19 protein-coding genes are annotated in these 25,213 nt (G+C 62.0%); 10 read left to right on the top strand and 9 right to left on the bottom strand.

Features of this window, described 5'->3' with window-relative positions; genetic code table 11:
* The first annotated feature begins 11 nt into the window (after positions 1 to 11).
* Complete coding sequence (locus ICM05_RS09530) at positions 12 to 458, top strand: DUF3093 domain-containing protein (RefSeq protein ID WP_188024352.1); 447 nt, start codon at positions 12 to 14, stop codon at positions 456 to 458.
* Positions 459 to 1,359: 901 nt separating this feature from the next.
* Here ICM05_RS09530 and ICM05_RS09525 read toward each other — a convergent pair.
* The gene (locus tag ICM05_RS09525) at positions 1,360 to 1,653 is read right to left on the bottom strand and encodes a DUF4193 domain-containing protein (protein ID WP_188024351.1); all 294 of its coding nucleotides are present in this window, start codon (positions 1,651 to 1,653) and stop codon (positions 1,360 to 1,362) included.
* Between the two features lie 216 nt (positions 1,654 to 1,869).
* Between ICM05_RS09525 and sepH the strand changes: the two genes are divergently transcribed.
* Positions 1,870 to 3,336, top strand: coding sequence for a septation protein SepH (sepH, locus tag ICM05_RS09520; RefSeq protein WP_188024350.1), 1,467 nt, complete (start codon positions 1,870 to 1,872; stop codon positions 3,334 to 3,336).
* Between the two features lie 75 nt (positions 3,337 to 3,411).
* On the opposite strand, the gene ICM05_RS09515 is transcribed toward sepH, so the two are convergent.
* Positions 3,412 to 4,665, bottom strand: coding sequence for an alkaline phosphatase family protein (locus ICM05_RS09515; protein WP_188024349.1), 1,254 nt, complete (start codon positions 4,663 to 4,665; stop codon positions 3,412 to 3,414).
* A gap of 10 nt (positions 4,666 to 4,675) precedes the next feature.
* Between ICM05_RS09515 and ICM05_RS09510 the strand changes: the two genes are divergently transcribed.
* The gene (locus ICM05_RS09510) at positions 4,676 to 7,144 is read left to right on the top strand and encodes a DNA topoisomerase (ATP-hydrolyzing) subunit A (protein ID WP_188024348.1); all 2,469 of its coding nucleotides are present in this window, start codon (positions 4,676 to 4,678) and stop codon (positions 7,142 to 7,144) included.
* Positions 7,145 to 7,231: 87 nt separating this feature from the next.
* Here ICM05_RS09510 and ICM05_RS09505 read toward each other — a convergent pair whose 3' ends face one another.
* The gene (locus tag ICM05_RS09505) at positions 7,232 to 8,116 is read right to left on the bottom strand and encodes a hypothetical protein (protein ID WP_188024347.1); all 885 of its coding nucleotides are present in this window, start codon (positions 8,114 to 8,116) and stop codon (positions 7,232 to 7,234) included.
* Positions 8,117 to 8,192: 76 nt separating this feature from the next.
* A complete protein-coding gene (locus ICM05_RS09500) occupies positions 8,193 to 10,286 on the bottom strand; it encodes a DNA topoisomerase IV subunit B (RefSeq protein ID WP_188024346.1) in 2,094 nt (697 codons plus the stop codon).
* 191 nt (positions 10,287 to 10,477) lie between these two features.
* Between ICM05_RS09500 and ICM05_RS09495 the strand changes: the two genes are divergently transcribed.
* Together ICM05_RS09495 and ICM05_RS09490 are read left to right on the top strand one after the other, a co-directional pair.
* Complete coding sequence (locus ICM05_RS09495; RefSeq protein ID WP_188024345.1) at positions 10,478 to 10,723, top strand: hypothetical protein; 246 nt, start codon at positions 10,478 to 10,480, stop codon at positions 10,721 to 10,723.
* 8 nt (positions 10,724 to 10,731) lie between these two features.
* Positions 10,732 to 11,745 carry a sugar-transfer associated ATP-grasp domain-containing protein gene (locus ICM05_RS09490; RefSeq protein ID WP_188024344.1) on the top strand — a complete coding sequence of 338 codons (1,014 nt, stop codon included), beginning with the start codon at positions 10,732 to 10,734 and terminating at the stop codon, positions 11,743 to 11,745.
* A 362-nt stretch (positions 11,746 to 12,107) separates the two neighbouring features.
* Here the strand turns inward: ICM05_RS09490 and ICM05_RS09485 are convergent, their stop codons facing one another.
* The 3 genes from ICM05_RS09485 to ICM05_RS09475 all read right to left on the bottom strand — a co-directional run bounded on the left by ICM05_RS09485 (position 12,108) and on the right by ICM05_RS09475 (position 15,317).
* Complete coding sequence (locus tag ICM05_RS09485; protein WP_188024343.1) at positions 12,108 to 12,803, bottom strand: coenzyme F420-0:L-glutamate ligase; 696 nt, start codon at positions 12,801 to 12,803, stop codon at positions 12,108 to 12,110.
* 62 nt (positions 12,804 to 12,865) lie between these two features.
* A complete protein-coding gene (locus ICM05_RS09480; protein ID WP_188024342.1) occupies positions 12,866 to 14,239 on the bottom strand; it encodes an RNA polymerase sigma factor in 1,374 nt (457 codons plus the stop codon).
* Between the two features lie 58 nt (positions 14,240 to 14,297).
* Complete coding sequence (locus ICM05_RS09475; protein WP_353055874.1) at positions 14,298 to 15,317, bottom strand: PAC2 family protein; 1,020 nt, start codon at positions 15,315 to 15,317, stop codon at positions 14,298 to 14,300.
* A gap of 179 nt (positions 15,318 to 15,496) precedes the next feature.
* Here ICM05_RS09475 and lpdA point away from each other — a divergent pair, with 179 nt between their 5' ends.
* Together lpdA and sucB are read left to right on the top strand one after the other, a co-directional pair.
* A complete protein-coding gene (gene lpdA / locus ICM05_RS09470) occupies positions 15,497 to 16,870 on the top strand; it encodes a dihydrolipoyl dehydrogenase (protein WP_188024340.1) in 1,374 nt (457 codons plus the stop codon).
* 49 nt (positions 16,871 to 16,919) lie between these two features.
* Positions 16,920 to 18,581, top strand: coding sequence for a 2-oxoglutarate dehydrogenase, E2 component, dihydrolipoamide succinyltransferase (gene sucB, locus ICM05_RS09465; protein WP_188024339.1), 1,662 nt, complete (start codon positions 16,920 to 16,922; stop codon positions 18,579 to 18,581).
* Between the two features lie 115 nt (positions 18,582 to 18,696).
* Here the strand turns inward: sucB and ICM05_RS09460 are convergent, their stop codons facing one another.
* On the bottom strand, positions 18,697 to 19,164 hold the full coding sequence (locus tag ICM05_RS09460; RefSeq protein WP_188024338.1) for a hypothetical protein: 468 nt from the start codon (positions 19,162 to 19,164) through the stop codon (positions 18,697 to 18,699).
* A gap of 142 nt (positions 19,165 to 19,306) precedes the next feature.
* Here ICM05_RS09460 and ICM05_RS09455 point away from each other — a divergent pair, with 142 nt between their 5' ends.
* From ICM05_RS09455 to glnA, 3 genes are read left to right on the top strand one after another with little or no spacing between them, the layout of a single operon-like run.
* Complete coding sequence (locus ICM05_RS09455) at positions 19,307 to 20,002, top strand: DUF4191 domain-containing protein (RefSeq protein ID WP_188024337.1); 696 nt, start codon at positions 19,307 to 19,309, stop codon at positions 20,000 to 20,002.
* 6 nt (positions 20,003 to 20,008) lie between these two features.
* Positions 20,009 to 20,434, top strand: a complete 426-nt coding sequence (locus tag ICM05_RS09450) for an RDD family protein (RefSeq protein WP_353055873.1) — start codon at positions 20,009 to 20,011, stop codon at positions 20,432 to 20,434.
* 47 nt (positions 20,435 to 20,481) lie between these two features.
* A complete protein-coding gene (glnA, locus tag ICM05_RS09445; protein ID WP_188024336.1) occupies positions 20,482 to 21,906 on the top strand; it encodes a type I glutamate--ammonia ligase in 1,425 nt (474 codons plus the stop codon).
* A gap of 252 nt (positions 21,907 to 22,158) precedes the next feature.
* Here glnA and ICM05_RS09440 read toward each other — a convergent pair whose 3' ends face one another.
* Positions 22,159 to 25,209, bottom strand: a complete 3,051-nt coding sequence (locus ICM05_RS09440) for a bifunctional [glutamine synthetase] adenylyltransferase/[glutamine synthetase]-adenylyl-L-tyrosine phosphorylase (RefSeq protein ID WP_188024335.1) — start codon at positions 25,207 to 25,209, stop codon at positions 22,159 to 22,161.
* Positions 25,210 to 25,213: the final 4 nt, after the last annotated feature.

Genomic DNA, 25,213 nt, shown 5'->3' with positions numbered 1-25,213 from the left:
ATAATGGGGCTATGGTCACCTACCGCGAACGTCTTCTGCCCGGAATCGGGATCCTCACCGCGTGCTTGCTCTTCATCCCGGCAACCGCGCTCGTGCTCACCCCCGTGAATTCCGACATCGCTTGGCCGGTGGCCATTGCGCTGTACCTCATCATCGCTGCTGCGCTCGTGCTCATGAGTCCAGTCGTGCGGATCGCAGACGGCAAGCTCTACGCGGGTCGTGCAGCGATCCCGCTTGCCGACCTCGGCGACATCGAACTCCTCGGCGCAGACGCACTCCGCGACGTCATCGGCGCAAAGTCTGACGCGCGCAACTACCTGGTGGTGCGCGGCTGGATCCACCGCGGCGTACGCATTGAGATCACCGACCCCACCGACCCGACTCCGAACTGGATCATCACGAGCCGCAAGCCCGCAGCGCTCGCCGATGCGTTGCAGGCCGCACGCGTCGCTGCGTAGTTTGGCGCCCTGACTGCGGCGTCGCAGTCAGGTTGGTGCAGAAAGGCGCGCACTCCTCACGGTTGAGGAGTGCGCGCCTTTTTACTTGCCCAGCCCTGGTCAGGGGGTGGTTTTGCTTATTTACGTGTCATTTTGGTTCGCCACGGGGGCATGTAACAGTGAGGCTCTGTAATCATGTTGCGGGGTAAATATAGGGTTGTTGATACTTCAACCGCCACGGCTGGTGCGGCCTTGTTTTCAGGTGCTTTGGCAAGGCACTCGACAGGTACATTTTCTGCCGAAACGTACACCTCTAGTGCGCAGAGACTATGACTTCCAGGGGGAACAGAGCCGTCTCGCGAGGGTGCAGGCAGGATGCCAGCCCCCCCCATCATTCGAGAACCATCCGCTCCCCATCCCGATCGTGAACAAATTGGAAATCCGTGGCGCTTCTCGCCGCGCCTCACGGGAGACAGCCGCGCGATGCGCGCCCGTCAAACCGAAAACCCATTGCCGGGAGTTGGGGCATTCAAGGGCGACACCCAATTTGGCGCCTCCGCGCAGAGTTCACCGATAACTCGCCATCAAGCTCAAGCGTGAGCACTTCCCCTGCAGTGACGACGCAGGCCAGTAAGCGAGCGCACGCAAAGCCCACCCCAAAGTTGAGCCATAGTGAGCGCCATTGCTCGCCGTGTCATCGGAACCAGGGCCAAATCACGAAGCAAAAACCCCGCAAGAAGAGCCCTTTCTGCCGAAAAGGGCAGTTTCAGCGCGTAGAAACTATCGATCTCGGGGGAAAGGGCCGGTTTCGCGGAGTTGAGACCAAAACAGGAAACAACACCCCCGAACACACAAAAGGTCCCCGCCCCCGGCCCGAAGGCCGAGTCGCGGGGACCCGATGGTTTACGCTCTGAGGCTTAGATTAGCCAGCGCATTCGGCGCAAATCCAGCCGAATTCGCCCTTTTCTGCCATCTGCGAGCGGTGACGCACGAGGAAGCAGCTGGTGCAGGTGAATTCGTCAGCCTGCTGCGGAAGCACGACAACGTCGAGCTCGACGTCAGACAGGTCTGAGCCGCCGAGATCAAAACTCGGGTTATCTGCATCTTCCGAGTCGATGGAAGATGCGCCCTTAGCCGGACCGCGTTCCTTCAGCGCCTCGATTGAATCAGTCGCTTCTTCGTCACCCTTGCGCGGGGCGTCGTAGTCGGTAGCCATGATCTCCTACGGTTTTTGGTGGGAAATTACTCCTATTGAGCGGCCATAGTCTGCCTCATTAACGCACCCTGACGCAAACTCAAATGAAACTTTTCGAGCCTGTTCACAGCAAGCGAACACCTCATGACTCGGTTTGACACTCGCCCATATCAATACCGCGCGTGTCTATTTCGGTATGGCACCCTGTGATGAAGTGTGCCGAAGGGAGCCTCTGAAATGGATGAATTGCGCGTAGTACGCAGCGAAGAGCAAGCGCTCATTATCGCGGCGGACGACGGTACAGAATTCCGACTCGTAGTCGACGAAGTACTGCTCGCCGAAATTCGCCAGGTCTCCAAGCGGGAGCGCCGCAACACTGGTGCGCGCCCGCGCGAGATCCAGTCGCTCCTCCGCGCAGGCAAGAGCCGCCTCGAGGTGGCTCGTATTACCGAGCTCGACGAGCAGGACGTTGCTCGCTTCGAGGAGCCCGTGCTCGCTGAGCGCCGCTACATCCTCGACCTCGCCAAGGAAGTTGCCGTCCGTACGGATGGCGAACAGGGCGAGCAGAGCGCATTTGGCGATGCGGTCGAAGCCCGCCTCACGACGCTCGGTGCCGACGAAGTTGAGTGGCGCAGCTGGAAGGGTGACGGCGGCTCTTGGCACATCGGTCTCGCGTTTGCGACGAGTGATGCGATCCGAGATGCGGTGTGGGAGTTCGACCACAAGAAGAGCACCCTCCGTCCGCTGAACCCCGACGCAACCCACCTCTCCAAGCAGGGCGATGTTGCCGCACAGCTCATCCCGAAGCTGCGCGCTGTTGATGCACAGGCTCCCGAGCCTGTCGCTGCCCCCGAGCCCGAGTTTGTCGATCACGCTGAGGGCCTCAAGGAGACTCGCGAGATCACTCCTGTGTCGCCCGCACCTGCGGCGCCACTCGGCGACAGTAGCCCAACGCACCCAACGGCCGTCATCACCCCGGTGATCCCGCCCGCGGCACCCGCGCCTGCCAGTACCCAGACTGGCCCGCAGGACACCCCCGAGAACGACTATGAGCGCCGCCGCGAGATCGAAGACCGGGCGATGAACATGCCTGGCCGATCCGCGCCAGAAGAGCGCATCGATATGAGCCAGACTGCCGATCTCCTTGACGCGCTCCGTCGTCGCCGTGGTGATCGCGAGCAGAGCGCGCGTGAGGCCGCCCAGAACGAGGCGGCAAACGTCGCGGAGCTCGTGAGCGAGTTGCCCACCCCAGCCGTCGACGAGGGCGCGGATCAGCCCGAATCGCTCCCTGCTCCCCCGGTACTTCGCCCGGTTCCGCCGGCTCCCGATGCGCCGAACATCAGTGCCGCGTTCACCGGCCGCCCGAACCCCGCGGAAGAAGGCATCTCGCGCCCGGAGCCCGTTCCGAACGATCCGTATCTTGAGCTTCCCCCGCCCCTCTTTGATGACCCCATCGGCGGCCCGGTCGAACCCGCTCCCGCGCCAGCTCCTGCCGCGCCAAAGAAGTTGCGTCCCGCGAGCATCTGGCAGTCGAAGGGCGTCACTGACGACCCCAACGCAGCAATGGGCGAGCCTGCTGCGCTGCAGAACCTGTCGACGGACGAGCCCGAGAAGACCGATCGCGCAGCGAAGAAGGGTCGCTCGTCGATCCCGAGCTGGGACGACATTCTCTTTGGCACCCGCAGCGAGGACGATCCGGCGTAACGATCGCTGAGCGCATAACAGAGGCGGTGAGCACCTGATTTCTCAGGGCTCACCGCCTCTGTTATGTACTGGCATTTACTCGCTGGTAAACCGTGCGGCCGCAACCTTCTCAACGAGCTTCGCAAAGGAGGTTCCCGCGAGCGCGCCAGCGAGAATCAACGGAACACCGCGTTCCTCATCGGTCAGGCCACCGTGCTGACCGACCATTTCGAGCATGGCCGGATCCGCGGCGTCATCAAAGTACGCAACCTGCTTGCGCGCAATGAGCAAGACCTCGCCGAGGCGTTCGGCCACGCCTGGCGCGAGCGTCGGACCGAACATTCCGGTGGCGATGGCTTCGTCTCGCGTGAGCACGAGCGCGCGCTGACCCTCGTGCTCGCGAATGGCGCCTGCTACGGCCGCGGGATCAGCCCCTTCACGCAGATACAGCGAGCGGAAGCGTGGCTCACCGCCAATCTCCGTCACTTCAGCAAGCATCTCGTCATCTCGCTGCAGAATGATGCGCTGGTGTGGTTCGATATCAACCATGCCGTGATCGGCCGTGAGCGCGACACCTACGCCCTTTGGCAAGGCGGTCAGGAAGTCATGAAGTGCGCGGTCAAGTTGCTCGAGGCGCCGCGTCCACTGGTCGCCTTGCCAGCCGTCTCGGTGCGCGGCACGGTCGAGTTCGTCGACGTACACGTAGATGAGCGCGGGTGTCTCGTCCCGCAGCAAGTTTCGCGCGGCAACGAAGCGATCCTCAATGCGATCGCCATCGACGTACTCAGCGCCAGAAAGAATCGCCTGACTGAGCCCGCTGCCTGCGTGCGCGGCGCGACCGACCGTGTAGGTGCGAATGCCAGCCGTTGCTGCAGCGTGGAACAGCGGTTCGCTGAGCTGCCACGAGCGATGATCGTCGATCCCGTCCCACTCACGCAGCGGGCTGAGGATCCCGAGCTCCGGGTGGCGGATCCGATAGCCAATCATCCCGTGATCACCAGGCAACGTGCCCGTCGTAAACGAGGTCAGCGCTGCACTTGTCGTCGACGGGGCGACGGTGGTGATGCGGCGCTGCGCGAGCGAGGTCAGCGTCGGCGCGTGGCCGGCGCGAGCCTTGAGATTCGAGCTGCCGAGACCGTCCACAAGCACGACGACGAGCGACTGCAGTGCGGGGGTGAGATCGGCGAGCTGCACGGAGGCCGCCTGATCCGCGCGTGCGGCGCCGCTCGCACCGAGCGCGGTGGCCGTCATTTCGGCCGTGTCGGCCCCTCGTCCCTTGGCGAGTGCGGCAAGTCCACTTGGGAGAATTGCGGCAAGCCTCGCACCGTTGTCAGTGGCAGTCGGTAGCATGATTTCCATTATGACCGATGCCCCCGTGATCCCTGACACCGCAGGCGTGGCACACGAAGCTGCCAACGAACGGATCGAAGAAATCGACATCTCTCAGGAGATGGAAGGTTCGTTCCTGGAGTACGCCTACTCGGTGATCTATTCGCGCGCGCTCCCCGATGCGCGCGACGGCCTCAAGCCCGTCCAGCGACGCATCCTGTACATGATGACCGACATGGGGCTGCGCCCCGAAAAGGGTCACGTGAAGTCCGCGCGCGTCGTCGGCGAGGTCATGGGCAAGTTGCACCCGCACGGCGACTCGTCAATTTACGATGCGCTCGTGCGCCTGGCGCAGTCGTTCGCAATGCGTTTGCCGCTTGTTGACGGTCACGGCAACTTCGGTTCGCTCGATGACGGCCCAGCCGCATCGCGATACACCGAGGCTCGTCTCGCTGGCGCAGCACTCGCCATGACCGAGTCGCTCGATGAGGACGTCGTTGACTTCGTCCCCAACTACGACAATCAGCTCATGCAGCCCGAGGTGCTTCCTTCGGCGGTTCCGAACCTGCTCGTCAATGGTGCGGCTGGTATCGCAGTCGGTATGGCGACGAACCTCGCACCTCACAACCTCATCGAGGTGGTCGAGGGCGCGAAGCACCTGCTCTTCAACCCGAAGGCGACCGTTGAAGAACTCATGGAGTTCATTCCCGGCCCTGACCTTCCCGGCGGCGGCACCATCGTCGGTCTCGACGGCATCACCGAGGCGTACCAGACGGGCCGCGGCGCGTTCCGTACCCGCGCAAAGGTTGCGATTGAGCAACTGAGCCCCCGTCGCACCGGCCTCATCATCACCGAGCTGCCGTACCTGGTCGGCCCAGAGCGCGTGATCGAGAAGATTAAGCAGGGCGTCGACGCAAAGAAGCTTTCCGGCATCACCGATGTGGTCGACCTCACTGATCGCAAGAACGGCCTGAAGCTCGTCATCACGCTCAAGACCGGCTTCTCTCCCGAGGCCGTCCTCGAGCAGCTGTACCGCTACACCCCGCTCGAAGACTCGTTCAGCATCAACTCGGTCGCACTCGTCAACGGTCAGCCACAGACGCTCGGCCTCCTCGAGATGCTTCGCGTCTTCCTCGACCACCGCGTTTCGGTGGTTACCCGCCGTAGCGAGTTCCGCCTGCGCAAGCGTCGCGATCGCCTGCACCTTGTTGAGGGCCTCCTCATCGCGATCGTCGACATCGACGAGGTCATTCAGCTGATCCGCACGAGTGACGACGTTGACGGTGCCCGCAAACGCCTGAAGCAGGTCTTTGAACTGTCAGAGGCACAGGCCGAGTACATCCTTGAACTCCGCCTACGTCGCCTCACGAAGTTCTCGCGTGTTGAGCTCGAGACCGAGCGCGACCAGCTCAACGCAGAGATTGAAGAGCTTCTCTCGATCCTCGGCAGCAAGGTACGCCTGCGGAAGGTCGTCGCACAGGAGATGGACGACGCGGCAGCCGCCTACGGCACCCCGCGCCGCACGATGCTTACTGGCGCCGTTGCACGCCCCTCGCGCGCAGCCTCGTCGCCCGACGCGCTCCAGGTCGCTGATTCGCCCTGCACCGTCATGCTCTCGGCAACCGGTCGCGCCCTGCGCATCGACCGCGACCCCGAAGCGGAAGACCAGACTCGTCGCCCCGCACGTGCCACCAAGCACGGCGCGATCCTGTCACAGGTCGACACGACCGTACGCGGCGAGCTCGGCGCGATCCTCGAAGACGGTTCACTGCACCGCTTCTCCCCCGTTGATTTGCCGCTCGTGCCCGCGGCGTCGATCGCGTTCTCGGCTGGCGTGCGCCTGACCGAGTACCTCGGCCTGCCGAACAAGAAGGCAAAGATCGTTGGCATCGTGCCCCTCGAAACTGAGGAGCCGATCGGCCTCTTCACCGCAGCTGGCGTCGTCAAGCGCGTCGTACTCAACGAGCTTCCCGCAAAGCCAGACCTCGAGGTCATCACCCTCAAAGCTGGCGACCGTCTCGTCATGGCCGCGCCAGCTCCCGATGGCGCCGAGTTCGCCGCGGTGGCAAACAATGCACAACTGCTCCGCTTCCCGACGACCGCGGTCCGCCCGCAGGGTCGCCCTGCCGGCGGCATGGCGGGCATGAAGGTCGCAGCGGGCGCAGAGATCATCTTCGCGACGGCGGTACCCGAAGGCGCCGACGCTCACGTGGTGACGATCGCTGGCAGTTCGATCGCGCTTGAAGGCACTGAGTCTTCCTCGGCCAAGATTTCCGAGTGGGCAGAGTTCCCAGCCAAGGGTCGCGCCACAGCTGGCGTTCGCGCGCAACGCTTCCTGAAGTGGGAAGACCAGCTCACCGCGGCCTGGGTAGGTGTCGGCAACCCGCGCGCACTTGCCGCAGACGGCACCGCACGCGTGCTTCCGACCGAGATCGGCAAGCGAGATGGTTCGGGCCTGCCGCTCGACGGCGCGGCAGCCTGCGTCGGCCTCGCGCCGTAAGCTCTCCTTTACATTCAAGGCCGGGTGTGGATCAGTGATCCGCACCCGGCCTTGAATGTTCCTACCAGAACATCGCCAGACAGCCTGCTAGAAGCCGATCAGCACGACACCGGCCACAACCACGAGCGCAGCGAGAACGCGGGCCACAGGACGATCCTGGCCGAATCTGATCACGCCATAGAGACTCACGAGCACCACACTCACCTCGCGCATGGGAGCGACGAGCGAGACCGGTGCCATCGTGTTTGCGGTCAACACCAGGATGTACGACAGCGGCGAAATAATGCCGAAACCGAGGAGCTGCTTCCAGCTGCTCTTGAATGTCTCGCCGAGCTGCATGTAGCGCTTGTCGCGCAACAGCAACAGCGAGAAGAACGGCAGTTCTGCGACCAGGAAGCCAACCATGTACGGCACCGGCGGCAACGCGAGCTCGTTCACGGAATACGCGTCCCACAGCGAATATGCCGCGATGGCGACACCGGTCAGCAAGCCATACAGCAAGCCTGGATCGATCCGCCGTCGCTTACTTATCTGCGCGCTCGCGGTCTTCGGGCGACCGATCAGGCCGATCGCGACCACGCCAGCGACAATAAGCGCGACACCACCGAGCGCGATTCCCGAGGGCCGCTCGCCGAACAGCACCAGCGCGACGATGACAGTGAGGATCGGACCCGATCCGCGTGCCGTCGCGTACACGGTCGCAAGATCCCCCGCTGCGTACCCGCGTTGCAGTACGAGCATATAGATGACGTGAACAATGCCGGAGATGCCGACGCCAATCAGAAAGTCAGTCCAGCTCGCGCCGCGCAGGCCACCCGTCAGCGGGATCACGCCCACCCAAATGGTCGACGCGAACACCGCACCCCACCAGAGGAACGGTAGACCCGACTTACTCTTACCCGCGGCGATAATGTTCCACGCAGCGTGGGCCACGGCGGCCCCGAGAACGAGTACAAGAGCAAGTGTGGACATGCGCCCCTCCTGGCGTGCGAGCCGCTGCGCTCGCGGTCAGCGTATGAGCCCGACACCGAGGCGCCGTGGCCTGCAGTTATGCGTCGATGCGCTCGCGGTCGAGACCGTCAGCGTTCTCGACGATGAACTCCTTACGCGGCGCAACCTCGTTACCCATGAGCAGCTCAAACACGCGCGAAGCCGCCTGAGCGTCTTCAACCCGGACACGACGCAGCATGCGATGCTCGCGGTCCATCGTGGTCTCTGCGAGCTGATCTGCGTCCATTTCACCGAGGCCCTTGTAGCGCTGGATCGGCTCCTGGTACTTCTTGTTGCGACGCTTCAGGTCAGCAAGCAGCTCCTGAAGTTCACGCTCACTGTAGGTGTAGATCACGTCGTTGGGCTTGCGGCCAGCGTTCTGGACGATCACGCGATGCAGCGGAGGAACAGCAGCGTAGACGCGGCCGGCTTCCACCATCGGGCGCATGTAGCGGAAGAACAGCGTCAGCAGTAGCGTACGAATGTGCGCACCATCAACGTCCGCATCACTCATGAGGATGACCTTGCCATAGCGCGCCGACGCGAGATCAAAGTCACGGCCAGAACCGGCACCAACGACCTTGATAATCGCGCCACACTCGGCGTTCGAGAGCATCTCAGCAAGCGACGCCTTCTGCACGTTGAGAATCTTGCCTCGGATCGGCAGCAGCGCCTGGAACTCGCTGTCACGTGCGGGGCGCGCAGTACCGAGCGCGCTGTCACCCTCGACGATGAAGAGTTCGGTGCTCTGCACGTCCTTTGAACGGCAATCGATGAGCTTCGCGGGCAGCGACGAGCTCTCGAGCGAGCTCTTCCGGCGCGCGGTATCACGCTGCGTGCGCATCGCGATGCGCGACTTCATCTCAGACACCATCTTCTCGAGGAGAAGTGCCGTCTCAGCCTTGTCTTGCTTCTTGGTTGACTCAAAGCGCTCAGTCAGCGCGGCGTTCATTGCCTTCGAGACGATAGAGCGGATCGGGGCAGTGCCCAGAACCTCCTTCGTCTGCCCCTCGAACTGTGGTTCGGGGAATCGGACGGTCACAACGGCGGTGAGGCCGGTGAGGATGTCGTCCTTCTCAGGTTTATCGCTGCCAGCCTTGAGCTTGCGTGAGTTCTGCTCAATCTGCTTACGGAAGAACTTCGTCAGACCCTGCTCGAAGCCACTCAGGTGGGTGCCACCCTTTGGCGTCGAGATGATGTTCACGAAGCTCTGGATCTCGGTGTCATAGCCGGTGCCCCAGCGGAGCGCGACGTCGACCTCACACTCACGCTCGACCTCGCGGGACACGAGATGACCCGTTTTCTCGTCCATGACGGGAACAGTCTCGGTGAAGGTGGCCTTACTGATAACGCGCCAGGTCTCGGTGACGGGGGCGTCGGGTGCAAGGAAATCTACGAATTCGGAGAGGCCACCCTCGTACTGGAAGCGATGTACGGGCGCTTCGCCAGTTTCGCTCAGCGACTCCGGGCGCTCATCAGTGATGTCGAGCGCAAGGCCGGGTACAAGGAACGCGGTCTGGCGCGCGCGTGCAACGAGCGACTCTGGTTCGAAACGCGCGGTGGGAAGGAAGATCTGCGGATCCGCCCAGTACCGAACACGGGTACCGCTGACAGCCTTCTTGACCTTGCCGACGACCCGCAGCTCAGATGCGTTCTCGTACGGCGTGAACGTGCTGTCGGGACCATCGCCGTCGAACACGCCCGGCTCGCCGTGCTTGAATGACATCGCCCAGGTCTTGCCATCGCGATCAATCTCGACGTCGAGACGCGAGGAAAGCGCGTTCACCACCGATGCACCAACGCCGTGCAAACCACCAGAGGACGCATAGCCCCCGCCGCCGAACTTGCCGCCTGCGTGCAGCTTGGTGAAGACAAGTTCAACGCCGGTCAGGCCACTCTTCGGCTCGATATCAACCGGGATACCACGGCCATTATCGGCCACCGTGACGCTCCCGTCAGCGTGCAGGGTGATACCAATCTCGTCACCATGACCAGCCAGTGCCTCATCGACAGAGTTGTCAATGATTTCCCAGAGGCAATGCATGAGGCCGCGTGAATCAGTCGTACCGATGTACATACCGGGACGCTTACGTACCGCCTCAAGACCCTCGAGTACGGTCAAATGCCTCGCGGAGTAACTGGATTCAGCCACGCATAACCTCGTTTCACTTCGTACCCCATCAACTGTAGGCCACCCCTCCGACACTCGACACGATCCAGCCCGGCGATTACGATCTCGGACCCAATTTGCTACGCGTACAGCGAAACCGAGAGCTCCCAGGGAGACGAGTCTCCGGGAAGGTGGTTGGATAGATGGGAATACACCTATTGAAGGAGGCCACCATGACGACACTTGAGCAGAACCCTTCGCTCAATGCCGACGCGACCGCCACTGATTCGGCAGCGGATCGGCCCCTGAGCGCACTCGATCGTTGCGATAGCTGTGGCGCACAGGCGTACGTCCGCGCAATTCTCGGTGGTAGTGAACTGCTGTTCTGCGGCCACCACGCAAAGCGCCACGAAGAGAAGCTTCGCCCGATGGCTGAGGCTTGGCACGACGAGACCTCGCGTCTCTCAGAAACTCGGTGAACCGCACAATGGGACTCGGAGCTCGCCGCCGCCTCAACTACTTTTTTGACCGCGTAAAAGCGGTTGACATGCCCCGCCTCTGGGGGCTTGCAGGGTCGATGTCTAAGGACGCGCGTAAGCCGCGCCTCGTCATCCTCTGCGACATGATGTACAGCTCAGCGCGGTACGAGGTTGCGTTCCAGGACTACCAGGACTGGGACTTCTTCATGCTGACGCGCGCAGAGCGCAGCACCTTCATGACTCACCCGAAGTCGAATCACCTCGCTCAGAAGCTCAACCAGCCTGAGCACCGTGCACGTTTCGCGGACAAGTCGAACTTCAACCGAGAGTTCAACGACTACATCGGCCGTGAGTGGCTCGACCTGCGCGAGTCAACCCCCGAGCAGCTCGAAGAGTTCGTGACGCGCCAGGGTGCGGTCATGGCAAAGGTTCCTGACAGCCTCGGCGGCCAGGGCATCGGACGCCTCGAAGCGTCTGACATCACCGACTACCCGAAACTGCATGCTGAGTTGCTTGCTGGCCGCCAGTTCCTTGTCGAGCAGGTCATTCCCCAGCATCCCGAGATGTCTCGCCTCTACGACCGCAGCGTCAATACCTTGCGCGTCGTGACCTACTTTGACGGCACTGACGTTCACGTGCTCGCCAGCGTACTCAAGGTTGGCAACGGCGGCGCCGTTGATAACTTCAGTCACGGCGGCATGTACACGATGCTCGATGACCACGGCAAGGCACACTACGCCGCGTTCGACGGCGAGAACCGCACCTTTGAGACCCACCCCATTTCGGGTGTGTCTATTGTCGGTTTCCAGGTACCGGACTTTGACAAGGTACTGCAGCTCGTCGACCACCTTGCGCGCATCGTGCCCGAGATTCCCTACGTTGGCTGGGACATCGCGATCTCCCCTGATCGCCCCGTCGTCATCGAAGGCAATTACAACACCGGCGTCTTCCAGTCGAAGCCGAGCGTCTCAGGCGTTCGCACTGGCCTGCTCCCCCGGTACCGCGAGGCTATCGGGTTCTAGGCCGCCTAGGCCGCCTGCGGGCCCAACCCCGCGAGAATGGCCCTTCCTCTCGAAAACCCCCGTTTCATACGCATGAAGCGGGGGTTTTCGGCAACAACGGGTCTTTTTACAGGGTTGAGGGCTTGCGACGTACACGGGGTGCCGCGCGCAAGGGCTCACGCCCGCAAGATCGACGCTTTCCCCTGAGAACGAACGTTTCACGCGGATGAAACGGCCGTTCTCGGCAGGAGTTCCCCTGTTCGCGAGGCTGGGCGCACCGTAACACCCTGCACGCAAAAGCCCCCGTTTCACACGTATGAAACGGGGGCTTTGAGCAACAGATCCCCCGTTCGAGGGGTGCGGCTACTGGGCGATCGTTCAGCTTATGCTTCGCGAATGATGCCCATCGGGGTGCTCTGGGTACCCTGGCCGAGCGGGTTGTCGCCAAGGATCTTGGCAACGAGCAGCTCGTGCTCGGGGGTCGAGTTCGAACCGAGGATATTGCCACCAAAGTCGTTGATGTCAGCAATCATGACGGTGATGTTCTTACCGAGCTCACGCTGTACCGAACGCGCTGCGTTGTCGGGGTCAAGCGGAACCAGCACGACACGGTTGTCATACGGCGGGATGGTGCCGTTCGTCGGACCATCGATGCCACGTGCCTTCGGGCCGGCAATGCGGTAGAAGTCACCTTTGCGACCGAACGCCTTGGTGATCGCTGCCACAACAGCTGCAAACACAATGCGCGGGGTACCGCACTCGCGAAGCGCCATCTCCATGGTCTCAGGCATACCGAGGCCAATCCCGTAAGCGGTCTTCGTTACATACTTCGACAGGAACGTCGCCAGCTTCCGCGGCTTGATGTCGTCGAGCTTGTACGAACGACCCTGCATGATCGCAACGATCTTCTCGGTGATGAAGAGGGTGTCCCCATCCTCAACAACGTCCTGAGCGTACTGCTTCACCACCGGAAGAAGCTGGTCATCAGGCATGATGACGTGCGTCTTGATGGGGATGCGCAGGTACTCAGTTCCACCGACAGTCGTCGTGAGCTGCTTGCCTTCATTCGGCTGGATCATAAAAGGTTTCTCGTTTCGCGTAGTGAGATCGCGGCGTTGCGGTCAGCGTCGATGTTGTCGATTTACTCGAGGTAGTCGCGCAGCTGCTGGCTACGCGACGGGTGACGAAGCTTCGCCATCGTCTTCGACTCAATCTGGCGAATACGTTCACGGGTCACACCGAAGGTGTCACCGATCTGGTCGAGCGTCTTCGGCATACCGTCGCCGAGACCGAAGCGCATCTTGATAACGCCTGCCTCGCGCTCCGAGAGCGAGTCAAGGAGCTGCTCGAGCTGCTGCTGCAGCATCGTGTAGCCAACAGCGTCAGCGGGAACAACTGCCTCGGTGTCCTCAATGAGGTCACCAAACTCGCTGTCGCCGTCTTCGCCAAGCGGCGTGTGGAGCGAAATCGGCTCGCGGCCATACTTCTGCACCTCGATGACCTTTTCAGTGGTCATATCGAGCTCGCGGCTCAACTCTTCAGGAGTTGGTTCGCGACCGAGGTCCTGGAGCATCTGACGCTGCACACGTGCAAGCTTGTTGATGACCTCAACCATGTGCACGGGGATACGAATCGTACGCGCCTGGTCAGCCATTGCACGGGTGATTGCCTGGCGGATCCACCACGTTGCATAGGTCGAGAACTTGAAGCCCTTGGTGTAGTCGAACTTCTCGACCGCACGAATCAGACCCAGGTTGCCTTCCTGAATAAGGTCAAGGAACTGCATGCCGCGGCCGGTGTAACGCTTTGCGAGCGAAACCACGAGACGGAGGTTAGCTCCGAGCAGGTGGCTCTTTGCGCGCTGGCCATCACGGGCAACCCACTTGAGCTCACGGGTGAGCTTCTTGGGCAGGTTGGGCTCGGTAGCGAGCTTCTCCTCTGCGAACAGACCGGCCTCGATACGCATTGCGAGCTCGACCTCTTCGGCCGCGTTGAGCAGTGCAACCTTGCCGATCTGCTTGAGGTAGTCCTTCACCGGGTCAGCGGTAGCACCCGGAATCGCGGTCGTGACCGCAGGGACATCCTCTTCGTCGCCCGCCTTCAGCACAATCGCGCCAGTGGGCAGCGGCTCGATGGTGACCGGCTTGGTCTGGGTGTCTTCTTCGGGGACGTCCGGCGTTGCCTCAGCCTCGGCAACCATTGCGTCTACTTCATTCACCTTGCGGCGACGCACTGGCTTCTTAGCGGCAGGAGCCGTTTCGTCAGCGGCAGCAGCCTTCGTCGCGGTAGCCTTCTTGGCTGCCGGCGCCTTCTTAGCCGCGGTCGTGGTCTTCTTCGCGGCAGCGGTCTTCTTAGCCGCTGCCGTGGAGGTCGAGTTCACCTTGTCGGTCGTCTCAGCGCTCTCAGTAGGGTCAGTGCCCTTCGTGGATGCAGTTGCCACGCAACCCGCCTCTCTCGATGTCGTCTGAGGTCTGCACGTTCTCAACGAGAATGTGCATACAGTGCGAAAACCCATGTCAAGTCCGTGAGCCAATTTCTTGGTCGCGAATCAATGAATGGGTATACGCGTCCTATTATTGCACGTCCCCGGGCGACCCGTCGCCATTGGGTGGTTCTGGTGGGTTGTGGCCCAGATTCCAGGTTTCCCCCGGTTCGTCATCGGGTCCAGGAATCTGTCCGGCAAGGAACTGTTCGAGTTCACTCGCAAGCTGATCCGCCGTGGGTAGGCCGTCGATATCGTCGCCAGTCACTTCCTCGCCATCAACACTGACTGAGCCCGCGCCTTTCTCAGCGTCACGCACATACTGGTCGTAACGCTCTTCAAGGTTCTGCACCATCGAAACGGTCTCGTCGTTTTCGCCGATCTGTTCGTCAACGCGCGTGCGGAACTTCTGGGCTTGTTCGCGTGGCGCCTCCGTGGAGAAGAGTTTTCCCGTCGCTGCCATGAGGTAATCAAGCGCGCCAACGAGTCCGGCCGGGTATTCATTCCCCGCCAAATAGTGAGGAATCAGCAACGTGATTCCCGCCACACCCTCCCCCATGCCAAAGAGTCGATATTCAAGCAGGTGGACCGCAGTTGCCGCGATGCGGGAAGTTGGCTGCCAAATCGAGTGCTCCTCGATGAGGTCTTCTCGCGATCCGCTGATGGTTGCGCGCAAGTCCCGGGTATGCGGAACCGGCATCGGCAACGCATGCACCCAGGCAGTCGTAGAAACTTCGAACTCATCGACGAGGAACAACATCGTGTCGACCCAGCGTTCCCAGCGGAAGTCGGGCTCAAACCCACTGAGAAGCAAGAATGGCTCACCAAGGGCATCACTCGCGAGACTGAGCGTGAGCGTCTCCGGCTGATAGTCCTCGAAGTGGTCCTTATTAAAGGTAATTACCGGCCGGCGCGCACGATAGTCCAGCAGCACGTCGGTATCGAAGCGGATCACCTCACGGGGCGAACTGTGTTCGTCGAAGTATGCACCTAGTTGACTCACCACACCACCGGCATCGCTCACGCCGGATAGGACGACAACCATGGGCAGGCCGCGGGGAACTTCCGCGCGCAGCTGCGCGTTGTCCTCAGAAATTACAGACTCGCTCACAGCCCTCATTCTACGGAGGCTTGCCTCAGAACGACCGAGCATCCGCCACCGGCGAACACCCTGCAATCAATCTCCTCCCCGAAGGCACTGCGAGTAGTAGGCTGAGAGGGTGCGCGCTTACCCGGCGCAATCGATACACGAAGATGTAGTACACGAACGCTTTTATAAGGAGTGCCCACGTGACCGAACAGCAATTTGACGTCGTCGTTCTCGGCGGTGGCAGCGCAGGATACGCAACCGCGATCCGCGCACGACAGCTGGGCATGACCGCAGCGGTCATTGAGAAGGACAAGCTTGGTGGCACCTGCCTCCATCGTGGCTGCGTGCCAACGAAGGCTCTCCTCCACTCGGCTGAGATTGCTGATGTGGCTCGCGAAGGCGCGGCATACGGCGTCATTTCGAACGTTGCTGGCATCGACATGGCTGGCGTGAACGCATTCCGCACCAATCTTGTGGCAGGTAAGCACAAGGGCTTGCAGGGCCTCCTCAAGGCAAACGGCGTGACCGTTATTGCCGGCGAGGGTCGCCTGGTTGCGGCGAACACCGTACAGGTGGGCGCGGATCAGATCATCGGCAAGCACGTTGTTCTCGCCACTGGCTCGTACTCACGCTCGCTCCCCGGCCTCGAAATCGGCGGCCGCGTGATCACCAGCGAGCACGCACTCGAGCTCACAGAGGTTCCCAAGAAGGTCATCGTCCTTGGCGGCGGTGTCATCGGCGTTGAATTCGCAAGTGTCTGGCGCTCGTTTGGCGCAGAGGTCACCATCATCGAGGGACTTCCCCGCCTCGCTCCGAACGAGGAGGAGTCGGTATCGAAGCAGCTCGAGCGCGCATTCCGCAAGCGTGGTATCGATTTCAAGACCGGCATTCGCTTCCAGTCGGTAACGCAGGACGCTTCGAGCGTCACCGTCACCCTCGAAGACGGCTCGGCAATCTCGGCCGACTACTTGCTCGTCGCCGTGGGCCGTGGCCCCGCCACCGCAGGTCTTGGCTTCGAAGAGGTTGGCGTTGCAATGGATCGCGGCTTCGTGCTCGCAAATGAGCGCCTCGCGACCAACGTCCCCGGCGTCTACGCAGTTGGTGACATTGTTCCCGGGCTGCAGCTCGCACACCGCGGCTACCAGCAGGGCATCTTCGTCGCAGAAGAAATCGCTGGCTTGAACCCCGTCATCGTCGAAGACGTCAACATCCCGAAGGTCACGTACTGCGACCCCGAGATCGCATCTGTCGGCCTCACCGAAGCAGCCGCGAAGGAAAAGTACGGCGCTGACAAGGTGACCAGCTACGAGTACAACCTCGCAGGCAACGCGAAGAGCTCGATTCTTGGCACCGCCGGCTCGGTCAAGGCAGTTCGGGTCATTGACGGCCCCGTCGTTGGCGTTCACATGATTGGTGCTCGTGTCGGCGAACTCGTTGGCGAAGCACAGCTCATCGTGAACTGGGAGGCGTACCCCGAGGACGTCGCTCCCTTCGTTCACGGTCACCCGACACAGAACGAGACCATCGGCGAAACCATGCTGAAGCTCGCTGGCAAGCCCCTGCACGCAATCTAAGCGTCGCACCACAAACTTTTACGAAGCATTTTTAGAACGGAGAATCACGATGAGTGAATCGGTAGTCCTCCCCGCACTGGGCGAGAGTGTCACCGAGGGTACTGTTACCCGTTGGCTCAAGAACGTTGGCGACACTGTTGCAGTTGACGAGCCGTTGCTCGAGGTCTCGACCGACAAGGTCGACACCGAGATTCCCTCGCCCGTTGCGGGCGTAATCGAGGAAATCCTCGTACAGGAAGACGAGACCGCAGAGGTCGGCGCCGTACTCGTACGCATTGGCGACGGCAGTGGCGCGGCTGCGCCTGCAGCTCCCGCACCGGCCGCTGCAGCACCGGCGGCAGCCCCCGCCCCCACAGCTCCTGCAGCAGCAGCCCCCGCCTCCGCGGCAGCAGCTCCCGCAGCAGCGAGCGCAGATGCACAGGACATCGTGCTCCCCTCGCTCGGCGAGAGCATCACTGAGGGCACGGTCACTCGCTGGCTGAAGGCTGTTGGTGAGACCGTTGCAGTTGACGAGCCACTCCTTGAGGTCTCGACCGACAAGGTTGACACCGAGGTTCCCTCGCCCGTTGCTGGCGTACTCCAGGCAATCCTCGTGGAAGAAGATGAGACCGTTGAGGTTGGCGCAGTGCTCGCACGCGTCGGCAGCGGTGCTCCCGCACCTGCAGCAGCACCCGCCGCACCCGTAGCAGCGCCTGCGGCACCTGCAGTCGCTGCTCCCGCAGCAGCACCCGCGCCCGCAGTGGCACCCGCGGCAGCAGTTGCGCCTGCACCCGCAGCAGCAGCAGCGGCACCCGCATCAAACCCGAACTACGTAACGCCGATCGTGCGCAAGCTCGCATCTGAACTCAACGTAGACCTCGAGCAGGTTACTGGCACTGGCGTTGGCGGCCGCATCCGCAAGGAAGACGTCATCGCTGCCGCGCCCAAGCCGGCTGCAGCTGCGACTCCTGCAGCCGCTGCCCCCGTCACGGCACCCGCAGCTCACGAGGTTTCGGAGCTTCGCGGCACCCGTCAGAAGATGACCCGCCTCCGTAAGGTGATCGCAGAGCGCGCCGTAGCTTCGCTGCAGGCAACCGCTCAGCTCACCACCATGGTCGAGGTTGACGTGACTCGCGTCGCTCAGCTCCGCCAGGCTAAGAAGGATGAATTCCTGCAGAAGACGGGCAACAAGCTCTCCTTCATGCCGTTCTTCGCCATTGCAGCAGCAGAGGCCCTCCAGACCTTCCCGATCATCAACTCGACCGTTGAAGAGAACGAGATTGTCTACCCCTCGACTGAGAACATTGCGATCGCAGTTGACACCGAGCGTGGTCTCTTGACTCCCGTCCTCCGTGACGCAGGTTCGAAGAACATCTCGGCAATTGCCGCTGATATCGCTGACCTTGCTGCGCGCACCCGCGACAACAAGCTCACCCCGGACGAGCTCAGCGGTGGCACCTTCACCCTGACGAACACCGGTTCGCGCGGCGCACTCTTCGACACCCCGCTCGTCTTCCTCCCCCAGTCGGCCATCCTTGGCACCGGTGCGGTTGTGAAGAAGCCCGGCGTTGTATCGACTCCCGAGGGCGATGCAATCGCGATCCGCTCGATGGTGTACCTCGCACTCTCGTACGATCACCGCACCATCGACGGCGCAGATGCCGCACGCTTCCTCAGCCAGATGAAGCAGCGCCTCGAGGCAGGTAACTTCGAGAACGACCTCGGTATCTAATACCCCCGTTCTCTCACTTGAGCCCCCTGGAACCCCAGGGGGCTCAAGTGTTTTCTCGGGAGACTATGTGCCGCGTGCCTCCTCCCTGCACATGTGGCACGCATACACTCACCCCTTACCAAGTGAGTCGTGAGCACACCTCGTGCGACAGCAACTCAAACAGTCCACAACCGTGCGGCACTCCCCCAGAATCAGCAAGCTCGGAGACGCACACACGCACGCCCTCAAGCAGGAATTCAGTGACATCGCACTCGTCGTGGATCGCGAGGAACCGTTCAAGTTCTGCAAGCGACACTCCGATAGCCTCACATCCAAGGTCATGCCCCGACCGAATGTGAGCAACACTCATCTGGGTGATCCGCGCCCATCTCCACCAGCCACGCATGCCGGCTGAGGAGTTGTGCTGTAGCAACCGCGTTCCCTCGGCTGCTGCACCCTCGCGCCGGCTCCGCACACTCAACCGCAGCTCGAGACGCGCACCCAGACACTGGTCGCGCTCTGCCGCCGCTGCCGCGAGCCGCAACACCTCGAGAATCAGCCCCGCGTGCCACGCTGCGGCCCCCTCACGCGACTCACCAGCCATGATGCTCTCCCTTCACGAAAGCGCCCAGTTTCGCGAAATTCAAGTCACTTGGCAACGAGTAAAAACCAGCGCTGTGGAAAGAACCGGCGGCTCGGAACGAACGTGTCAAATCCGTGCACGATTACGCGGTACTCTAGAAGGTATGGCAAAGGAAAAGCAGCAGAAGGCACCGGGCCGCATCAAGCAAATGGTGCAGGTTTACCAGAACACGCGCGTGCATGATCGGGCGCTGACGCCCCTCATGATCGTGTCGTTCGTTGGCCCGATCCTCGCAGGCGTGCTTGTCGCACTCCTCCTGCACTCGAACTGGATCGGTTGGATCCTCTGGTGCGTCACCGGCGCGCTCGTTGGTCTCCTCGTCGCGATGATCGTGCTCGGTCGCCGTGCAGAGGCAATGGCATACAGCCAGATCGAGGGCCGCGCAGGTGCGGTCGGCGCAATCGTCCAGAGCGCACTTCGTCGCAGCTGGCGCGGTTCTGAGGTTCCCGTCGCTATCAACCGCCAGCAGGACGCGGTCTACCGCGTTGTTGGTCGCGGTGGCGTCGTGCTCATTTCTGAAGGCTCGCTGCAGCGCACCCGCCGCATGGCTCAGGAAGAAGAGCGCAAGGTCAAGCGCGCACTCATGAACGTTGAGGTGGTACACCTCTACGTTGGCCCCGATGAGGGTGGCATCCCTCTCGCAAAGCTCTCAAAGACGCTCACGAAGCTGAAGCCGAAGCTGAACCGCAACGAGGTCCAGGCAGTCTTCAACCGTCTCTCGTCGCTTCAGGCGTCGCCGGTTGGCATCCCCAAGGGCATGGACCCGAACCGTATTCGTTCCGCAGGCCGTCCCCGCTAAATCGTCGTGGCACAGCAGCAGAAGTTCGGCGACCTCGCACCCAGTACGTGGCCCGGTGAACGGCTCGGTCTTCCCGAGTCGGGCCCCAGGTCGGTTGGGCGCGTAGGTCGCCGTTTGCTTGCAATCTGTATTGACTGGGTGCTTGCAGCTATCCCCGCTTACCTGCTTATCGGCGGCGAGCTTGCAAGTGTCTGGAACCTTGTGTTCTTCGCACTCATTCAGATTGTTTTCATTCCCACTATTGGCGGATCCCTCGGCCATCGCCTTACTGGCATGCGGGTGGTTTCGCTCAATGGGACCTGGGTAGGACTTTGGCGCCCCATCGTGCGTACGGTCTTGCTCGTCCTCGTGATTCCCGTGCTGGTTTGGGACTCAGACCAGCGTGGATTCCACGACAAAATCGCGGGCACGGTACTCATCCGTACCGCGTAACTGTAAGCTAGTACCGACGCGTACGTCTTCAGATGCTAAGGAACCACATGTTCAAAACGCCCCAAGAAGTCATCGATTACATTCAGGAAACGGACGTCAAGTTCCTCGACATTCGTTTCACAGATCTCCCGGGCGTGCAGCAGCACTTCAACATCCCCGGCGTAGCTGTTGATGAAGACTTCTTCGAAGTTGGACAGATGTTCGACGGTTCGTCGATTCGCGGGTTCGTAGGTATCGCAGAGAGTGATCTGCAGCTGATCCCCGACGTCACCACCTGCTACATCGACCAGTTCCGTGCCGAGCGCACCCTCATCATCCTCTGCGACATCTTCAACCCCCGCACGGGTGAGATCTTCTCGAAGGACCCCCGTCAGGTTGCGAAGAAGGCGGAGCGCTTCCTCGCTTCGACCGGCATTGCAGACACCGCGTTCTTCGCGCCGGAGGCCGAGTTCTACATCCTCGACTCGGTTCGTTACGAGACCAAGCCCAACCGCACGTTCTACGAAATCGACTCGGAAGAGGCGTACTGGAACTCGGCAGCTAAGGTCGAGGGCGGCAACCTTGGTAATACGACTCGCCTCAAGGGTGGCTACTTCCCCGTGTCGCCCGTCGACAAGCAGGCTGATCTGCGTGACGACATCTCGGTTCGCCTCATCGAGGCTGGCCTGAAGCTTGAGCGCGCACACCACGAGGTTGGTGCTCCCGGCCAGGCAGAGATCAACTACCGCTTCGACACGATGGTGAACTCGGCAGATGACCTGCTCAAGTTCAAGTACATCGTCAAGAACACCGCAGAGCTCTGGGGCAAGACCGCGACCTTCATGCCAAAGCCCGTCTTCGGCGATGCAGGTTCGGGTATGCACACCCACATGTCGCTCTGGAAGGACGGCGAGCCGCTGTTCTTCGACGAAGAGGGCTACGCTGGCCTCTCCGACATCGCTCGTTGGTACATCGGCGGCATTCTGCACCACGCACCGTCGCTCCTCGCGTTTACGAACCCGACCATCAACAGCTACCGCCGTCTGGTGAAGGGCTACGAGGCTCCCATCAACCTCGCGTACTCGGCCGGTAACCGTTCGGCAGCAGTTCGTATCCCCCTCACCGGCTCGAACCCGAAGGCAAAGCGTATCGAGTTCCGTGCGCCTGACGCGTCGGGTAACCCCTACCTCGCGTTCGCAGCTCAGCTCATGGCTGGCATCGACGGCATCCGCAACCGCATTGAGCCGATCGCTCCGATCGATAAGGACCTCTACGAGCTGCCTCCCGAGGAAGCTCAGAGCATCCCCCAGGTTCCGCAGAACCTTGAAGCAGCACTCAGCGCGCTCGAGGCAGACCACGCGTACCTGCTCGAGGGTGGCGTGTTCACCGAAGAGCTCATCAAGACTTGGATCGATCTCAAGCGCGAGACCGAGATTGTCCCGATGACGCTCCGCCCCCACCCCTACGAGTTCGAGATGTACTTCGGCTGCTAAGTAGGGTGCGCTCTCACGTAGCGCATAACGAGAAAGCCTCGTGGTTCACTTCACTGTGAACCACGAGGCTTTCTCGTTTGTCGGGAGAGCGTTCACGCTCAGGCCTCTGCTTCGTCGGCGACCTCATAGTCCGTTTCCGCGAGCAGCGCTTCTAGGATTTGCTGCAAATACTTCATGCTCCCCACAGTAGGCGGCACACGGAGGAAAGACCAGACCCCGAAGGTAACTGGTCGCCAAACAACTGGTGTCGGTTCAGTACGCCGTATAGAGCGGCGGCTCGGCATAGCCGAAGAACTCGCGCTCGAACACGACTCGTGCACGCCGTGACAGTGAGAGCCAACGTTCGCTCAGCTCCGAGGTTTGGTCACGTGGGTGCCCGAGGATTCCCGCAACACCAACGAGCTGTCCCCAGTCGACCGGCAACACGTCACTTGCCCGTCCAGAGGAGAGCTTGAGCGCGGATCGCACCGTGCTCGCGTACTCCCAGGCTTCCCGCAGAAGCTCGGCGTCGCCCGCCTCGATGAATCCGGCGTCAACCGCCGCACTCAGCGCTTCAAGCGTCGCAGAGGTTCGCATTGCCGGGGTTGCGGCGCCATGCTGCAGCTGCAGCAGCTGCACAAGCCATTCGACGTCGGAAATACCACCGGGGCCGAGCTTCAGGTGCAGCTTCGGGTTAGCTCCCTGCGGCAACCGTTCCGCCTCGACGCGCGCCTTGATGCGACGCACTTCGCGCACCTGAGCATCGGTGAATACTTCGGGGTATCGAATCTCATCGGCGAGTTCGATGAAGTCCTGACCAAGATCGGCATCACCGGCGACCGCACGAGCGCGCAGCAGCGCCTGGGCCTCCCAGTCGACCGACCACCGCGTGTAATAGCTGCGGTAGGCGCTCAGGCTGCGCGCAAGTGGGCCGTTCTTGCCCTCGGGACGGAGGTCAAAGTCAAGATCGACTGAGAACCGCGGATCGGACACCAGCTGCTTCATCTCGGTTACAAGCTTGATCGCCGCGCGCTGTGCTTTGTCCCCCGGCATGCCCTCGGGTGCACGGTACACCGCAAGCAGGTCGATATCTGAAGCGAAGCCGAGTTCACCCCCGCCGTATCGACCCATTGCGATGAGCGAGACTTCGAGCGAAGCGGCAGTTTCATCGCTGTGCTCGCGCACTGCGAGCAACAGGCTGTCCAGCAGTGCGGTGTGTGCCGCGTCGAGTCCGAGTGATACCTCGCGTTCGGTGAGCACGCCAACCGTGCGCCCCATTGCGATGCGAAGCACCTCGCGACGGTGCACGTTTCGAAGCGCGCGGCCGGCATCGTCGAGTGTTGCCCGTCGCGACGTCAGGGCACGCATTTCCCCGCGTAACTGATCGAGCATGAGCGGTTTCAGTTGCTCGTCGCGTTCCAGCCACGAGACGGCATCAGGTGTCGTTTCGAGGAGATCCGCGATGAATCGCGAGTTGGAAAGCACACCCGTCAGCCGTTCAGCTGCCTCGTAGCCATCACGCAGCAGTCGCAAATACCACTGCTTGTCTGTGTTGGCCTCACTCACACGTCTGAACGCGAGCAGGCCAAAGTCAGGGTCGGTGCCGTCTGCGAGCCACTGCAGGAGCACCGGTGCGAGGTTTCGGTGAATCTTTGCGCGCCGCGATGTACCGCGGGTGAGCGCAGCGAGGTGACGGAACGCCCCGTCTGGATCGCGGAACCCAATGCTCTGCAACCGGGCACGAGCCTCGTCCGAGCCAAGCACGAATTCTTCGTCTGGCAGCTCAGACACCGCACTGAGCAGCGGCGCGTAGAAGATCTTCAGGTGCAGTCTGCGTACGTCGCGCTTGACCTGCTCCCACGACTCGATGAGCGCGTTTGCGCCATCTGCGAGCCCGCTCGCGCGGGCGAGCACACGCAACTCGTCCTCATCGCGCGGCATGAGTGCGGTTCGACGCAGATCCCGAAGCTGCAAGCGGTGCTCGAGCACCCGCAGGAACTGGTACGCCTCGCTGAGCCGATCCCCGTCGCTTCGCGCAACGTATCCACCGGCGACGAGTGCGTCGAGCGATTCAAGTGTGCCGCTCAGCTGCAGTCGATCGTCATACTGCCCGTGGACGAGTTGCAGGAGCTGCACACTGAACTCAATGTCACGCAGGCCACCTGGACCGAGCTTGAGCTGGTGTTCAACGTCTTCAAGCGCGATGTGTTCAGTGACGCGCTCGCGCATTCGCTGCACTGAGCCAACGAAGTCTTCGCGACCGCCTGATGCCCACACCATCGGCCGCGTGAAATCAACGAAGGCCTGGCCAAGTTCGCGGTCGCCAGCGATCGCGCGCGCTTTCATGAGCGCCTGGAACTCCCATGCCTTTGCCCACCGTTCGTAGTACGCGCGCATCGATCCGAGTGTGCGGACGAGCGCGCCCTGCCGCCCCTCGGGACGCAGGTTCGGGTCAATTTCCCACAACGCCGGTTCGAGTCCGGGTTCGTGGATCACCCGCATGAGCTCACTCGCGAGCTTCGTGGCGACGCGGATCAGCGCGTCGCCGTCCAGCGTCTCTTCATCTGCTGTGCCCGCGACGTAGATGACGTCCACATCGGAAACGACGTTGAGCTCGCGTGCTCCGCACTTTCCCATGCCGATGACCGCGAGCTGCAGTGCATCGAGCCGTTTCCGTGAGACCGGTGTACTAGTGGAGCCAGCTTCGAGCGCAGCACGCGCAACGAGTAGGCCGGTCTCGATGGCTGATTCCGCCAGAATCGTCAGCCCCTCGGAGGTCGTGCGTGATGCCTCGAGTGCGCGGCCCGCTGCGCTTTCGCACAGGTCCCAGAGCATGAGTTCTGCGAGGAGCACCCGGTAGGCGATGCGCAGGGCGCTACTCCCCTGCTCGCCTTCCAGAATCGTCACACTGTCTGGTGACGTCACCGCCGCACGCAGCTCGCTGTTCGCCTGTTCGAGCGTCGGTCGCGCCCCGTCCTGCTGGGTCACCCTGGCGATGTGGCCTGGCTGCCGGTAAAAGAATTCACCGAGCGCAGCCGATGCGCCCGTCAGCATCCACCAGCGCCGCCACCGATCCGCGTCATCTCCGAGGCAGTCGAGTGCCCCGGGCTGATCGGTTGCGAGCCGCTCCGTCAGCGCGAGCGCGCCATCAGGATCAGCTGCCCATGACGCGCCATCGAGCAGCGCAGGCACATCGACCTGCACCGCCTCAGCCACTTCGGTGAGCCGCTCACGCGCCTCGCTCAATCGGTCAAAGCCGGCTTTCGCGAGCGCGCCGAGCGTTACTCCGGTGGTGCGGCCACGGGCAGGATCCTGCGTGCTCATCGCG

Origin of the sequence: Leucobacter sp. cx-42 (genome assembly GCF_014529985.1) — a bacterium.
In the GTDB taxonomy this organism is placed as follows: domain Bacteria; phylum Actinomycetota; class Actinomycetes; order Actinomycetales; family Microbacteriaceae; genus Leucobacter.
The sequence above is the reverse complement of the archived record's forward strand: the minus strand, read 5'-3'. Positions and strand labels throughout refer to the sequence as shown.